Origin of the sequence: Streptomyces sp. NBC_00631 (genome assembly GCF_045206895.1) — a bacterium.
Classification (GTDB): domain Bacteria; phylum Actinomycetota; class Actinomycetes; order Streptomycetales; family Streptomycetaceae; genus Streptomyces.
The window spans coordinates 10,289,198-10,302,261 of sequence record NZ_CP107734.1; the positions used below are offsets into that span (position 1 = coordinate 10,289,198).

Genomic DNA, 13,064 nt, shown 5'->3' on the forward strand with positions numbered 1-13,064 from the left:
TCCCTACCCCCTCCTTCCGCCCGAAAGGGGTGGCTCCATGTCCGACAGCGGACCGCACCGCACCGCCATGAACCGCAGATCCTTCGCGCTGGGCGTCGTCGGCGCCACGGCCACCGCCGCGTGGGGGCCCGTGGCTCTCGGATCCACGGCACAGGCCGCCGACCGGACGTCCACCGCGCCTGACCGGCACGGCGCCTTCTTCGAGGAGCAGACCCTCTGGGACTCCGTCGAGGGCCCGCTCGTGAGCTATCACGTCCACGCGCTCGCCGTGCTGCCCGACGACACCGTCCTGGCCGTGACCGAGGGCCGCCACGAGGTGTGCGACGCCGGGCCGCGTGACCTGCTGCTGCGCCGCAGCACCGACGGCGGCCGGACCTGGGAGGCGAGCCGCACCCTGGTCGCCTCCGTCGACGGCGAGTCTTGGGGCAACCCGGCGCTGGTCGTGGACCGGGAGACACGGGAGGTCTTCCTCTTCTACATGCTCTCGCTCCGACTCCCGCAGAACACCTCCTGCTCGGGCGACTCGGGCGAGCTCTACGTGATCTCCAGCCGGGACAGCGGCCTCACCTGGGGACAGGCACGGAGTCTGGCAGGCCTGTTCGACGGGTTTCCCTACAACTGGGCGCTGCACGGCCCCGGCCCGGGCCACGGACTCCAACTGCGTTCCGGCCGCCTGCTGCTCAACTGCCTGCACCGCAGGGTGATCGTCGGCAACACCGTGTCCCAGCGGTACTACGGAGTCGCGCCGCTCTACAGCGACGACCACGGCGCCACCTGGCAGGCGACCGGCGCGGTGCCCGTACAGGTCGCGTACCCCGTCAACGAGGCGCGGATGGTGCAGCGCGCCGACGGCAGCGTGCTGGTCAACGGCCGCTTCGCGTCGGGCGGCGAGAACCAGCGCATCGTGTCCGTCAGCGCGGACGACGGCATGACCTGGTCGCAGCCGGCGCTCGACGGCGGCACCGGCTCGTTCAACGCGGTGGACGCCGGCCTGCTGCGCTACACGGGCGGCCCCGGCAGCCGTGCGCCCGGGCGGGTGCTGTTCAGCCGTCCCGACTCGCCCGTCAGATACAACATGACCGTGGCGGTCAGTTACGACGAGGGCTGCTCCTACCGGTACCAGCGGGTCGTCAACGAGAACCGCTCCTTCTACTCGGATCTCGCCCGGCTCTCCGACGGCACCATCGTGCTGCTCTACGGCTGCGACGGCGACGCGGCGAGTGTCCCGCAACGGGTCGACGTCTGCTGCTTCTCGCTCGACTGGCTGACCCGTGGCCGCGACAGCCTGCGCCGCGGTCCGCACTACCGGGAGGCCGTCGTCGCGTTGGCCGAAGCGGACCGCGTGGTCACCGGCGGTACCGTGCAGACCGTCGCCGATCCGCTCGCCCGCCGTGGCGAGCGGCTGGTCCTCACCCCCGAACAGATCGGCGACACAGTGGAGTTCACCTTCCGGGTGCCGCGCACCGGCGACTACGAGCTGCTGCTGCGCCACTACCGTTCGGCGGACGGCGCCCTGGTCACCGTCACGATGGACCGCACCCCCCTGCCCGCCCACGCGATCGACACCACGGCGCAGACGACGGACGGTTTCGACCTGGCCCACCTCGGTGTCACCCGGTTGCGGGCCGGGCACCACACCCTGCGCTGCGCGGTGACCGGACCCGGCAGGGGTGGCGGCACCCGGCTCGGCCTCGACTCGCTCAGCCTGATCCAGGCGCCCGGCGTCGCCGACGTACGCGCCGAGGTGATCGTGGACAACGACCGGCTGGGCTTCGAGATCATCAGCGGCAGCTGGCCGACGGCGACGGCGGACCCCGGCTTCTGGTCGGGCAACTACCGTACGGCGCCCGCCGGTTCGGGCGAGCGGAAGGTGCGCTGGCGGCCGGCCGTGCCCCAGGACGGCGTCTACGAGATCCAGGCGTCCTGTCCTCCGGCCGCGGGCCGGGCGAGCAACGCCCCGTACACCGTGGTCCACGCCGACGGCACCACGACCGTCCGGATCGACCAGCGGGCCGCGGGAACCCCCGATCCGCGCGGCGGTACCTGGCTCGCCCTCGGTGAGTTCCACCTGCGGGCCGGTCTCGACGCATCGATCGACCTGACCAACGACGCCGACGGCGTGGTGGCCGCAGACGCGATCCGCCTGCTGGGCCCGCAGACCTGAGCCTTCGCTCAGAGTGTCCCGGCGGGCAGGATGAACAGGCCGGCGACCTTCTCGTCGGTGTCGAAGGCGACCCGGGCAGGCCGTGCGGGGGCGCCGGGATCGTGGTGGTCGGAGATCCCCGGGGCGCGGAGCCCCTTGTCCCAGGGAACGCCCGATGGCCGCCAAGTCGCCGCTCGCCACCGTCAAGTCGTTCTTCGCCGACCTGCTGCTCCGGATGTTCCTCGTCGCGGGTCCGGCCGCCGCCATGGGCGGGGCGGGTGCCGTTCTCGACGGTACGGCGAAGAGCGTGGCGACCCTCGCCGGCATCGCCGTCTCGCTGCTGACCGGCACGCGCATCGCCAGGAGCCCAGGATCAAGGCGTCCCTGGCGACCCGGCCGGGGCTGTGGTTCCTGTTCCTCTTCAACGGCGGCGTCGCCGCGGTCGCCTCCTTCACCGTGGACGGTGCCGAGGGCATCGCCACCGCTGCCGGGATGGGCCTGGGCGCCCTGGGTGCGGCCGGCGGTCTGGTGCCGGGCCGGCGCAGGTCCGGTGGCCGCCGGGCCGAGAACGAGCAGACCGGAACCTCGGCCACCGGCTGGTAGACCCACGAGCACTGGTCTCCGCTTCGCGGGCTCCCTGCTCGACCGCTCAAGGCCGCCTTCGGGTTCCTGCTCTCCGTCCTCGCGGCGCTCCGCGCCGTCGTCGCGGTCTTCCAGCAGGGTCACGGCGCCGAGCTGCTGGGCGTGGAGTCCACCGGCCCGATCATGACCATGATGGCGACCTTCCTGGTGGGCTCGTCTTCGGCCTCGCCATGGACCACGAGGTCTGAGACGGGGCAGGGACCGCCACGACCGGGCGGCCCCTGCCTCATGTCCCGCTCGGAACCCCGGGCGGCGCTCACGCCCGCGGTGCGTGGGCCAGGTAGGCGAGGACCGCCAGCACCCGGCGGTGGCCGCTGTCGCTGGGCGGGAGGCTGAGCTTGAGGAACACGTTGCCGATGTGCTTGTGCACCGCGCGCTCGGTGACCACCAGGGTCCGGGCGATGGTCGCGTTGTCGTGGCCCTCGGCCATCAGCGACAGCACCTCGCGCTCGCGGGGCGTGAGGGAGTCGAGCGGCGAGTCCTTGCGGCGGGTCAGGAGTTCGGCGACCACCTCGGGGTCCAGCGCGGTGCCGCCCGCGGCCACCCGCTCCAGCGCGTCGAGGAACTCGTCGACCCGGCCGACCCGGTCCTTGAGCAGGTACCCGATGCCGCTGGTCCCGCCGGCCAGCAGCTCGCCGGCGTACGACTCCTCCACGTACTGCGAGAGCACCAGCACCGGCAGCCCGGGCATCCGCTCGCGGGCCTCCAGCGCCGCCCGCAGCCCCTCGTCGCGGAAGCCCGGGGGCATCCGCACGTCGAGCAGGGCCACGTCCGGCCGGTGCTCCAGGAGCGCGGGCATGATCTCGGGCCCGCTGCCCGCGACGGCCACGACGTCATGTCCGGCCGAGGTCAGCAGCAGGACCAGGCCCTCCCGCAGGAGGGCGTTGTCCTCGGCGATCACCACACGCACGGCAACTCCACTTCGATCAGGGTCGGCCCGCCGACCGGACTGGACACTTCCATGGTTCCGTCGAGCGCGGCGACCCGCCGCCGCATGCCGAGCAGCCCCGAGCCGCCGGTCTCGTCCGCGCCGCCGCGGCCCTCGTCGCGGACCTGTACGCGCAGGCCGCGCCGGACCCGGACCAGCCGGACCTCGGCGCGCGACACCCCGCTGTACTTGACGACGTTGGTCAGCGATTCGGCCACCGCGAAGTACGCGGCCGCCTCCACCGCCGCGGGCGCCCGCACCCCCTGGTCGAGGCCGCCGTCGTCGACAGCCACCTCCAGTCCGCTGCCGGCGGCCAGCGCGCGCACGGCGCCGGCCAGGCCCCGGTCGCTCAGGATCGGCGGATGGATGCCGCGCACCACCTGCCGCAGCTCCGTCAGCGCCTTCTCGGCCTGCTCCTGGGCCTCGTCGAGGAGCAGGCGGCCGGTCTCGGGCTCGCCGCCGTAGGCACGCCTGGCGAGCCCGATCCGCATGGACAGCGCCACCAGGTGAGCCTGTGCCCCGTCGTGCAGGTCCCGCTCGATCCGGCGCAGTTCGGCCTCGTGCGCGGCGATCGCGTCGGCGCGGGTCGCGGCCAGTTCCTCGACCCGGGCCGCGAGCCGCGCCTGCGGGGACGGCTTGAGCAGCGCCGTCGACCAGTCCGCCTCCAGGTCCGCCAACCGCACGATCAAGGGCAGGACGACCGCCTCGCGGCGCAGCAGTCCGCACCACAGGCCGTCGACGACCAGCCCGGCCGGCCACAGCGGCAGGGCGAGGCCGAGCAGCGCGCCGTAGAACCAGTAGGCGACCATCCAGCGCGCGTCGGTGCGGGTGCCGGGATCCCGCACGGCCGTGACCACCCGCTCGCGCACCGTCCCGGTCAGGGGCTGGTACGCCTCGGGGATCCGTACCCCCGTCCAGGCGGCGGTCAGGCTCCGCTTGGCTCCCGCGATCCGCCGTATCAGCAGCACCGTTTCGGGCAGCAGCCAGACACCGACGAGCACCAGCGTGCCGATCGCGGTGATCAGCAGGACGGTGATGAAGATCCACATTCCGAATGCCATCGCGGCGGCCAGAAAGAGGTGGACCGTGGCCCACGCGGCGCGCCGCACCGATTTCCACATGAAAGGAAGCTAAAGGTTTTGCTTGAGTCACGCAAGTTTCCGTTGCTCCGACACTCCCGGAATCCGCACCGGCGCTCCCGGCCGGGTGCTGCGCGGGCCCGGGGGGCGGTGCCTCGTCCGCGATGCGAGGATGGCGCTCCGGCGGCGCGCCAGCCGCCGGGCCGCTCACCATGGGCGGCGGTCGCGCCGGACGAAGGGATCACGGATGGAGCCGCCTCGGGGAGACGCGGCGCTCTGCGCGGGACCCGCCCGGGCCGGACGGCCGCGGGCGACGTCACGGGCCGCGCTCGAACGGCTGGGCTTCGAACTCTTCGCCCGGCGCGGCTTCGACGACACGACCGTCGACGACATCGCCGCCGCGGCAGGCATCGGCCGCCGCACCTTCTTCCGCTACTTCGCCTCCAAGAACGACCTCGTGTGGGGCGACTTCGAGGAGCAGCTGGTCCGGCTCGACACCCTGCTGGCCGCGGCCGACCCGGACACTCCGCTGATGGACGCGCTGCGCGAGGCGGTCGTCGACTTCAACCGGTTCGACCCGGCGGCGGTGCCCTGGCACCGGCAGCGTATGACCCTCATCCTCAGCGTGCCGACGCTCCAGGCCGACTCGGCCGTGCGGTACGCCTCGTGGCGGGCCCTGGTCACGGAGTTCGCCGCCCGGCGCCTGGGCCGCCCCGCCGCCGACATGCTGCCCCGGCTGATCGGCGGAACCGTCCTGGCGGCGTGCGTCACCGCGTACGAGCAGTGGCTGGCGGACGAGGACGCCGACCTGAGCGCACTGCTGGATCTGGCCGTCCGGCAGCTCGCCGACGGGTACGGCGACCTGCCCCACCGCGGCTGACCGCAGCCGGCTCCCGGTGCCCGTCATGGCGCAGCGCGCCGCACGGCATCCGCGACCACCTCGCCGATGAGCACGGCGGTGGCCGCCGGGCCCCGCATCGGAGACGTCGGCAGGATGGACGTGTCCGCGACCCGCGGGCCCGCCTCCAGCACCAGCACGGCGCGGCCGGGATCCTCGCTGAGCGGTGCCGCGAGCACGGCACCGCTGGCGACGGCCCCGACCACGATGGCCACGGGCTCGTCGGGACGACTCACCTGCGCCCGCTTCCTGCCGGCAGGTGACGCGATGTCAGGCACCGGTCGAACGCGGCGATCTCCATCCATGACCCCTTGAAAGCTCAGGACGGTCCGGCGTCTTCACTTTCGGCACTCGGTGCCATTATTCTCCGGATGTCCGATGGGAGCGATGCCCAGGGAGAGTCGCATGAACGAGCTCCACGCCACCCCGCCCGTCCCGGCCACCGAGAACCAGGACGAGAGGACTGCGACCGCAGAGTCGCTGATCGAGGCCGACGATCTGATCGAGGAGGTCTCCATCGACGGCATGTGCGGCGTCTACTAGGCGCCGCCGGATGACCGCGATGGACCTCGACCGTGGCTGGGACCTGCATCCGCAGGTCTCGGTGCGGCCGGAACCCTTCGGCGCCCTGCTCTACCACTTCGGAACCCGCAAGCTGTCGTTTCTCAAGGACCGCCGGCTCCTCGCCGTCGTCCAGGCGCTCGCGGACGCGCCCACGGCCCGGGCCGCCTGCCTGGCCGCGGGCCTGAGAGACGACGAACTGCCGCGCTACGGCCGGGCCCTCGCCGTTCTCGTCCAGTCGTCGATGGTCGTCGGGAGGACCTCATGACAACCGCCGCACACGGCACGTCCCGCCTGGTCGACCTGTTCGAGCGCGGACTCGACGCACCGATCTGCCTCACCTGGGAACTCACCTACGCCTGCAACCTGGCCTGCGCCCACTGCCTGTCCAGCTCCGGCCGGCGCGACCCGCGCGAGCTGACCACCGCCGAGGCCAGGGCCGTCATCGACGACCTGGAGGCCATGCAGGTCTTCTACGTCAACATCGGCGGCGGCGAGCCCACCGTCCGCGCCGACTTCTGGGAACTCCTGGACTACGCCACCGCTCATCACGTCGGCGTGAAGTTCTCCACCAACGGCGTCAGGATCACCCCTGAAGCCGCCGAGCGGCTGGCCCGCAACGACTACGTGGACGTCCAGCTCTCCCTCGACGGCGCGACCGCGGACGTCAACGACGCGGTGCGCGGCCCCGGTTCGTACGCGACGGCGCTGCGGGCGGCCGAGCACCTCGCCGCCGCCGGCATGGAGAACTTCAAGATCTCCGTGGTCTGCACCCGGCACAACATCCCGCAGCTGGACGCCTTCAAGGCCCTCGCCGACCGCTACGGCGCCCAGTTGCGCCTGACCCGGCTGCGCCCCTCCGGCCGCGGCGCCGACGTCTGGGACGACCTGCACCCGACGGCCGCGCAGCAACGGCAGCTGTACGACTGGCTGCTGGCCCACGGCGAGAACGTGCTGACCGGCGACTCCTTCTTCCACCTCGCCGGCTACGGCCAGGCACTGCCGGGCCTGAACCTGTGCGGTGCCGGACGCGTCGTCTGCCTGATCGACCCGGTCGGTGACGTCTACGCCTGCCCCTTCGCCATCCACGAGGAGTTCCTGGCCGGCAACGTGCGCGAGCCGGGCGGATTTCCCGAAGTGTGGCGCGGCTCCGAGCTGTTCCGGCGGCTGCGTACCCCGCAGCACGGCGGAGCCTGCGCCTCCTGCGCGTTCTACGACACCTGCAAGGGCGGCTGCATGGCCGCGAAGTTCTTCACCGGCCTCCCGCTGGACGGCCCCGACCCCGAGTGCGTGCAGGGCTACGGCGAGGAACGCCTCGCCCGGCGCCCGCCCGGAACCGCACACCTCCCCAAACCCGCACAGGACCACTCCCACCGGGCCGCCCCCCGCCCCGTGGACCTGGTGCTCACCCGCCGCCCCCCGGTGACCGAGTGCGCCGAGAACCCCCTGGCCGGGCTGGACCCGACCCCCACCGGAAAGAGCGGTACACATGCGTAGGAACCCCTGGTTCGAGACGGTCGCCGAGGCCCAGCGCCGGGCCAGGAGGCGGCTGCCGAGCTCGGTCTACGGAGCGCTGGTCGCCGGCTCGGAGCGCGGCCGCACCATCGACGACAACATCGAGGCCTTCGCGGCACTGGGCTTCGCGCCGCGGGTCGTGGGCCACCACGCGGAACGCGACCTGTCCACGACGGTACTGGGCGTGCCCACCGCGCTGCCCGTGCTCATCTCGCCGACCGGGGTGCAGGCGGTGGACCCGGACGGCGAGGTGGCCGTGGCCCGGGCCGCCGCGAGCCGGGGGGTGATCATGGGCCTCAGCTCGTTCGCGAGCAGGCCCGTGGAGGAGGTGGCCGACGCCCAGCCGGACCTCTTCTTCCAGCTGTACTGGAGCGGCACCCGCGCGACCATGGTGCAGCGCATGGACCGGGCCCGTGCCGCCGGCGCCAAGGCGCTCATCGTCACCCTCGACTGGTCCTTCTCCCACGGCCGAGACTGGGGCAGCCCCGCCATCCCCGACAGGATCGACCTCAGGACCGCGCTGCGGTTCGCCCCCGACGTCCTGCCCCGGCCCGGATGGCTGTGGCGGTACGCCAGGTCGGGCCGCGTCCCCGATCTCACCGTCCCCAACCTGACGGCCCCCGGCGGCGCGGCGCCGACCTTCTTCGGCGCCTACGGCGAATGGCTGGGAACCCCGCCCCCCACCTGGGACGACATCGCCTGGCTCCGCGCGGAATGGGGCGGCCCCCTCCTCCTCAAGGGCGTGTCCCGGGTGGACGACGCCAGGCGGGCGGTCGACGCCGGGGTGTCGGCGCTGTCCGTGTCCAACCACGGAGGCAACAACCTGGACACCACCCCGGCCACCATCAGGCTGCTCCCCGCCATCGCGGAAGCGGTCGGCGACCAGATCGAGGTCCTGCTGGACGGCGGCGTCCGGCGTGGCGGGGACGTGGCCAAGGCACTGGCCCTCGGTGCCCGCGCCGTACTGATCGGCCGCGCCTACCTGTGGGGCCTGGCGGCGAACGGGCAGGCCGGGGTGGAGAACGTGCTGGACATCCTGCGCGGCGGGCTGGACTCGGCCGTTCTCGGCCTCGGACACGCCTCCGTCCACGAGTTGGGGCCGGACGACCTGGCGATACCCCCCGGCTTCCGGCTGACCCTGGGCGGCGCGGACGTATCCGCCGCCACGGACCCGGCGCCGGTGATTCCGGCCGACGCCGAGTCAACGGCCGCCTGAGCATGGCGACGGACGACGTGCCGGGGGACGTCGTGCCGGGGGAGGCCCTGCCGGGGCCCGACGTGCGGGGGAGTGACATGCCCTCGGCCCTGGCCGACGCCGTCTGGCCGGCCGTGCCGTCCGGGGCGCTGGTGCTCGTCCCGGTCGGATCCACCGAGCAGCACGGCCCGCATCTGCCGCTCGACACCGACACCGTCGTCGCCCGCGCCGTCGCCCGGCGGGCTGCCGACGCCCTCACCACCGCAGCGCACGCCCCGCCACTCGTGGCGCCGGCACTGGCCTACGGCGCGAGCGGTGAGCACGCCGACTTCCCCGGGACCGTCTCCATCGGGCACGTGGCGCTGCGGGCGGTCGTCGTGGAGCTGACGCGTTCACTGTCCCTGTGGGCGGGCCGGATCGTGTTCGTCAACGGTCACGGCGGCAACACGGCCACCCTCGACACGGCCCTCGCACAGGTGCGCGCCGAGGGCCACGACGCCTGCTGGACGGGGTGCGCGGTGCCGGACGGTGACGCGCACGCCGGCCGCACCGAGACCTCTCTGCTCCTGCACCTGGACCCGGGCCGGGTACGCCTCGACGCCGCCGTGGCCGGCGACTCGCGCCCCCTGGCCGTGCTGCTGCCGGAGCTGATGGCCCGTGGCGTCCGGCCGGTCTCGCCCTGCGGCGTGCTCGGCGATCCGGCCGGGTCCTCGGCCGACGAGGGGCGCCGGGTCCTGGACGCGATGGTGGCCGCCACCGTCCGGCGGATCAGTGCCTGGACCGTCGACGGGCGGGGCCGCCTCGCCGGCCCCGCCCCCTCCGGAGCCGTGGACCGATGACACTTCCCCTCGGCTTCGTCGTCGAACTCGACCGTCACACACGGGTGGTGGACGGCGGCCGGGCCCTCCTCGGCGGACATCCGACCCGGCTGCTCAAGCTCACCCCGAAGGCGCGCCGGCTGCTGAACGGCCGCCTGCTCCCCGTACAGGACGCGGCCGGCGCACTCCTCGCGGACCGGCTGCTCGACACCGGCATGGCCCATCCGGTGGCCGGCGCCCTCCCGGCGCCCGCGGACCCCCGCTGCACGGTCGTCGTCCCGGTCCGCGACCGCCCCCGTCAACTGGCCCGGCTGCTGCGGAGCATCGGCACGGGCCAGCCGGTGATCGTGGTGGACGACGCCTCCCGGCACCCGGCCGCCGTGGCCGCCGTCGCCGCCGCGCACGGAGCCCGGCTGGTCGCCCTGACCACCAACCTCGGGCCCGCCGGCGCCCGCAACGCGGGGCTGCGTCTCGTCACCACCCCGTACGTGGTCTTCGCCGACTCCGACGTCGTGCTGGACCCCGCAACGGTCCCGATCCTGCTCTCGCACTTCGCCGATCCCCGGGTCGCGATGGCCGTCCCCCGGATCACCGGCCTGCCCACCGCGGCCGCGACCTGGATCGAACGGTACGAGAACTCCCGGTCCTCCCTCGACCTCGGCGCCCACCCCGCCCCGGTGCGCCCCGGCACCCCCGTCTCCTGGGCGTCCTCGGCCTGCGTGGTCGCCCGGGTCGACGCGTTGGGGGAGGGCTTCGACGCGGGCATGCGGGTCGGCGAGGATGTCGACCTGTGCTGGCGGCTGGTGGCGGCGGGCCGCCGAGTCCGGTACGAACCGGCCGCCAGGGCGGCCCACGAACACCGGGCGCGCCTCGGAGACTGGCTGCTGCGCAAGTCCTTCTACGGCACCGGGGCGCAGCCGCTCGCCGAGCGGCACCCCGAGTCCGTCGCACCCGTCGTGTTCGCCCCGTGGAGCGTCGCCTTCGCCGCCGCGCTGCTCTGCGGGCGGCGCTGGTCGGTGCCGGCCGCCGCGGGCGTGCTCGGCGCCGTCACCGTGCGCATCGCCCGCAAGCTCGACGGCACCCGGCACCCGTACCGGCTGGCCGTGCGGCTCACCGGCAACGGAGCCGCCGCGGCCCTGGCCCAGACGGGGGCGCTGCTGACCCGTCACTGGTGGCCCCTGACCGTCGTCGGCTGCGTGCTCTCCCGCCGGGTACGAAGGGCCACGGCCGTCGCCGCGCTTGCCGACATCGCCCTGGAGTACCGGCACGATCAGGCCACTGTCGATCCCCTCCGCTACGGTGTCGCCCGGCGCCTCGACGACCTCGCCTACGGCGCCGGCGTATGGCTCGGCGCCGTCCGGGCCCGCTCCCTCGCCGCGCTGCGGCCCCGCGTCACCCGCTGAGAGGCGGCCCACCAGTCCCGGTCAGCGGAAAGCGCGCGACCGGTGCCCGTCCCCTGCCCCGACACTGTGGCCATCCCGCCGCCGGCGACGCGCGGAACGGGCGATGGACCAGTCACCAGGAGGTGGGCGGAGTGACGCACGAAGTGGTCGGCCGTGTCGAGGAGTCGGGTCCCGAACTGGCCGCACTCGCCGACGAGAACGAGTCACTCGGCAGGCTGAGCGAGCGGACCGTCGAACTGCTGCGTTCCACGGGGGTGATACGGCTCCTGCAACCCAAGGAGTTCGGCGGATTCGGCGCGCATCCCCGGGACTTCGCGGAGGCCGTGATGGCGGTCGCGCGACACGACGGGGCGGCGGGCTGGGTCTGCGGGGTCGTCGGGGTCCACCCGTGGGAACTGGCCCAGATGGACCCGCGCCTCGCCCACGAGGTGTGGGACGACGACCCGGACACCTGGATCGCCTCCCCCTACATGCCCAACGGCATCGCCGACCCGGTCGACGGCGGCTATGTGCTCAGTGGCCGCTGGCCGTTCTCCTCCGGCAGCGACCACTGCCGCTGGGACTTCCTCGGCGCACTCGTCGGGGACGGGAAGGGCGGGCCCGCCGGGCCGATCACCGTGCTCCACGTGGTGCTGCCGCGTTCGGACTACGAGATCATCGACGGCACCTGGGACGTGGTCGGTCTCGCCGGCACCGGCAGCAAGGACGTCGTCGTCGACAAGGCGTTCGTTCCCGAGTACCGCACCATCAGGCAGGAAGGGGTCCAGGCCGGTGCGGCCGCGGAGGCGGCCGGACTCACCGACTCCCTGTACAAGCTGCCCTTCGCCTCGATGTTCCCGCTCGGGATCACCTCGGCGGTCATCGGCATCTGCGAGGGCGCCCTCGCCCTGCACCTCTCCCAGCAGCGCGACCGGGTCGCCGTGACCGGCGTCCAGGTCCGCGACGACCCGTACGTGCTCTACGCCGCGGGGGAGGCCGCGGCCGAGATCGCCGCGTCCCGGGTGCAGCTCATCGACGGCATCAGCCGGATGTACGACCAGATCGAGGCCGGCAGGCCGGTGACCGTCGAGGACCGGGCGACCGTGCGGCGCAACCAGGTGCGGTGCGCCTGGCGGGCCGTCTCCGCCCTGGACGAGATCTTCGCCCGGTCCGGCGGCAACGCCATCCGCAAGGGCAACCCGATCCAGCGCTACTGGCGGGACGCGCACGTCGGGCTCCAGCACATGATCCACGTACCGGGCACCGCGTACCACGCGTACCCCCTGGCCCAGATGGGGCTCGACCTGCCCGAGTCGATGCGGGCCGTCATATGAGGGACGGCGCCGTCCGTCGCCGGGAGGCGGATGTGAGTGAAGGGCGCCGGTTCCGCGACGTCCTGGGCAACTTCCCCACCAGCGTGGTCGCGATCACCACCACGGACGCCGAGGAACGGCCGCACGGCATGATCGTCGGCACCTTCACGTCCGTGTCGCTGGATCCGCCCCTGGTCTCCTTCCTGGCGGACCGCTCCTCCACGACCCTGGGCACGATCAGGGCGGCCGGCCGGTTCTGCGCCAACGCACTCGCGGGTGACCAGGAACGGCTGTCGCGGCGGATCGCGACGTCCCCGGCGGGGGAGCGGATCGCGGGGACGACCTGGCATCCGTCGCCCCTGGGCAGTCCGGTGCTGGACGGGATCGTCGCCTGGGTCGACTGCGCGGTGGAGCGGTTCGTCGAGATCGGTGATCACCTGTTGGTCGTCGGGCGGGTCCATGACCTGCGCGTCGAGTCGTTGAAGACCCCGCTGTTGTTCTTCCGGGGTGGATACGGCGACTACCTGTCGAGCGCCGCGCTGCTGCTCGACAGGCTCGTCGGCTGGGACGAGATCGGTCGGTAGGCACCG

The 13,064-nt window shown here is 73.4% G+C and carries 14 protein-coding genes and 1 pseudogene; 12 read left to right on the plus strand and 3 right to left on the minus strand.

Annotation, left to right across the window (positions count from 1 at the left end):
- The first annotated feature begins 37 nt into the window (after positions 1-37).
- From OHB00_RS46375 to OHB00_RS46385, 3 genes and pseudogenes are all read left to right on the plus strand, one after another.
- Positions 38-2,164 carry an exo-alpha-sialidase gene (locus OHB00_RS46375; protein WP_406444395.1) on the plus strand — a complete coding sequence of 709 codons (2,127 nt, stop codon included), beginning with the start codon at positions 38-40 and terminating at the stop codon, positions 2,162-2,164.
- A gap of 435 nt (positions 2,165-2,599) precedes the next feature.
- The gene (locus OHB00_RS46380; RefSeq protein ID WP_406444396.1) at positions 2,600-2,746 is read left to right on the plus strand and encodes a hypothetical protein; all 147 of its coding nucleotides are present in this window, start codon (positions 2,600-2,602) and stop codon (positions 2,744-2,746) included.
- A gap of 42 nt (positions 2,747-2,788) precedes the next feature.
- A pseudogene (locus tag OHB00_RS46385) lies at positions 2,789-2,970 on the plus strand (hypothetical protein); the annotation flags it as partial.
- Between the two features lie 71 nt (positions 2,971-3,041).
- On the opposite strand, the gene OHB00_RS46390 reads toward OHB00_RS46385, so the two are convergent.
- Together OHB00_RS46390 and OHB00_RS46395 are read right to left on the minus strand one after the other, a co-directional pair.
- Positions 3,042-3,695 carry a response regulator gene (locus OHB00_RS46390; RefSeq protein ID WP_406444400.1) on the minus strand — a complete coding sequence of 218 codons (654 nt, stop codon included), beginning with the start codon at positions 3,693-3,695 and terminating at the stop codon, positions 3,042-3,044.
- Positions 3,683-4,834 carry a histidine kinase gene (locus tag OHB00_RS46395; protein WP_406444402.1) on the minus strand — a complete coding sequence of 384 codons (1,152 nt, stop codon included), beginning with the start codon at positions 4,832-4,834 and terminating at the stop codon, positions 3,683-3,685. The genes OHB00_RS46390 and OHB00_RS46395 overlap by 13 nt, the downstream gene beginning before the upstream one ends.
- Before the next feature lie 205 nt (positions 4,835-5,039).
- Between OHB00_RS46395 and mftR the strand changes: the two genes are divergently transcribed.
- Positions 5,040-5,672 carry a mycofactocin system transcriptional regulator gene (mftR, locus tag OHB00_RS46400; RefSeq protein ID WP_406444404.1) on the plus strand — a complete coding sequence of 211 codons (633 nt, stop codon included), beginning with the start codon at positions 5,040-5,042 and terminating at the stop codon, positions 5,670-5,672.
- Positions 5,673-5,695: 23 nt separating this feature from the next.
- Here the strand turns inward: mftR and OHB00_RS46405 are convergent, their stop codons facing one another.
- Entirely contained in the window at positions 5,696-5,926 is a 231-nt protein-coding gene (locus tag OHB00_RS46405; RefSeq protein WP_406444406.1) for a hypothetical protein, read from the minus strand.
- A 169-nt stretch (positions 5,927-6,095) separates the two neighbouring features.
- Here OHB00_RS46405 and mftA point away from each other — a divergent pair, with 169 nt between their 5' ends.
- The 8 genes from mftA to OHB00_RS46445 all read left to right on the plus strand — a co-directional run bounded on the left by mftA (position 6,096) and on the right by OHB00_RS46445 (position 13,058).
- Positions 6,096-6,233: a mycofactocin precursor MftA gene (gene mftA, locus OHB00_RS46410; protein WP_406444408.1), complete on the plus strand. Its 138-nt coding sequence runs from the start codon at positions 6,096-6,098 to the stop codon at positions 6,231-6,233.
- 10 nt (positions 6,234-6,243) lie between these two features.
- On the plus strand, positions 6,244-6,519 hold the full coding sequence (gene mftB, locus OHB00_RS46415; protein ID WP_406444410.1) for a mycofactocin biosynthesis chaperone MftB: 276 nt from the start codon (positions 6,244-6,246) through the stop codon (positions 6,517-6,519).
- Positions 6,516-7,748, plus strand: a complete 1,233-nt coding sequence (gene mftC / locus OHB00_RS46420) for a mycofactocin radical SAM maturase (RefSeq protein WP_406444412.1) — start codon at positions 6,516-6,518, stop codon at positions 7,746-7,748. Before mftB ends, mftC begins: the two co-directional genes overlap by 4 nt.
- Positions 7,741-8,982: a pre-mycofactocin synthase MftD gene (mftD, locus tag OHB00_RS46425; protein ID WP_406444413.1), complete on the plus strand. Its 1,242-nt coding sequence runs from the start codon at positions 7,741-7,743 to the stop codon at positions 8,980-8,982. The genes mftC and mftD overlap by 8 nt, the downstream gene beginning before the upstream one ends.
- Positions 8,983-8,984: 2 nt before the next feature.
- Complete coding sequence (gene mftE, locus OHB00_RS46430; RefSeq protein WP_406444414.1) at positions 8,985-9,800, plus strand: mycofactocin biosynthesis peptidyl-dipeptidase MftE; 816 nt, start codon at positions 8,985-8,987, stop codon at positions 9,798-9,800.
- Entirely contained in the window at positions 9,797-11,182 is a 1,386-nt protein-coding gene (mftF, locus tag OHB00_RS46435) for a mycofactocin biosynthesis glycosyltransferase MftF (RefSeq protein WP_406444416.1), read from the plus strand. Before mftE ends, mftF begins: the two co-directional genes overlap by 4 nt.
- A gap of 131 nt (positions 11,183-11,313) precedes the next feature.
- Positions 11,314-12,495 carry a hydroxylase gene (locus OHB00_RS46440; protein WP_406444417.1) on the plus strand — a complete coding sequence of 394 codons (1,182 nt, stop codon included), beginning with the start codon at positions 11,314-11,316 and terminating at the stop codon, positions 12,493-12,495.
- A gap of 32 nt (positions 12,496-12,527) precedes the next feature.
- Complete coding sequence (locus tag OHB00_RS46445) at positions 12,528-13,058, plus strand: flavin reductase family protein (protein WP_406444419.1); 531 nt, start codon at positions 12,528-12,530, stop codon at positions 13,056-13,058.
- The last annotated feature ends 6 nt before the right edge of the window (positions 13,059-13,064 follow it).

Coding starts and splice junctions, on each gene's coding strand:
- OHB00_RS46395 (WP_406444402.1), bottom strand. CDS start 4,834: ATGTGGAAATCGGTGCGGCGCGCCGCGTGGGCCACGGTCCACCTCTTT.
- mftA (WP_406444408.1), top strand. CDS start 6,096: ATGAACGAGCTCCACGCCACCCCGCCCGTCCCGGCCACCGAGAACCAG.
- mftB (WP_406444410.1), top strand. CDS start 6,244: ATGACCGCGATGGACCTCGACCGTGGCTGGGACCTGCATCCGCAGGTC.
- mftD (WP_406444413.1), top strand. CDS start 7,741: ATGCGTAGGAACCCCTGGTTCGAGACGGTCGCCGAGGCCCAGCGCCGG.
- OHB00_RS46375 (WP_406444395.1), top strand. CDS start 38: ATGTCCGACAGCGGACCGCACCGCACCGCCATGAACCGCAGATCCTTC.
- mftE (WP_406444414.1), top strand. CDS start 8,985: ATGGCGACGGACGACGTGCCGGGGGACGTCGTGCCGGGGGAGGCCCTG.
- mftF (WP_406444416.1), top strand. CDS start 9,797: ATGACACTTCCCCTCGGCTTCGTCGTCGAACTCGACCGTCACACACGG.
- mftR (WP_406444404.1), top strand. CDS start 5,040: ATGGAGCCGCCTCGGGGAGACGCGGCGCTCTGCGCGGGACCCGCCCGG.
- mftC (WP_406444412.1), top strand. CDS start 6,516: ATGACAACCGCCGCACACGGCACGTCCCGCCTGGTCGACCTGTTCGAG.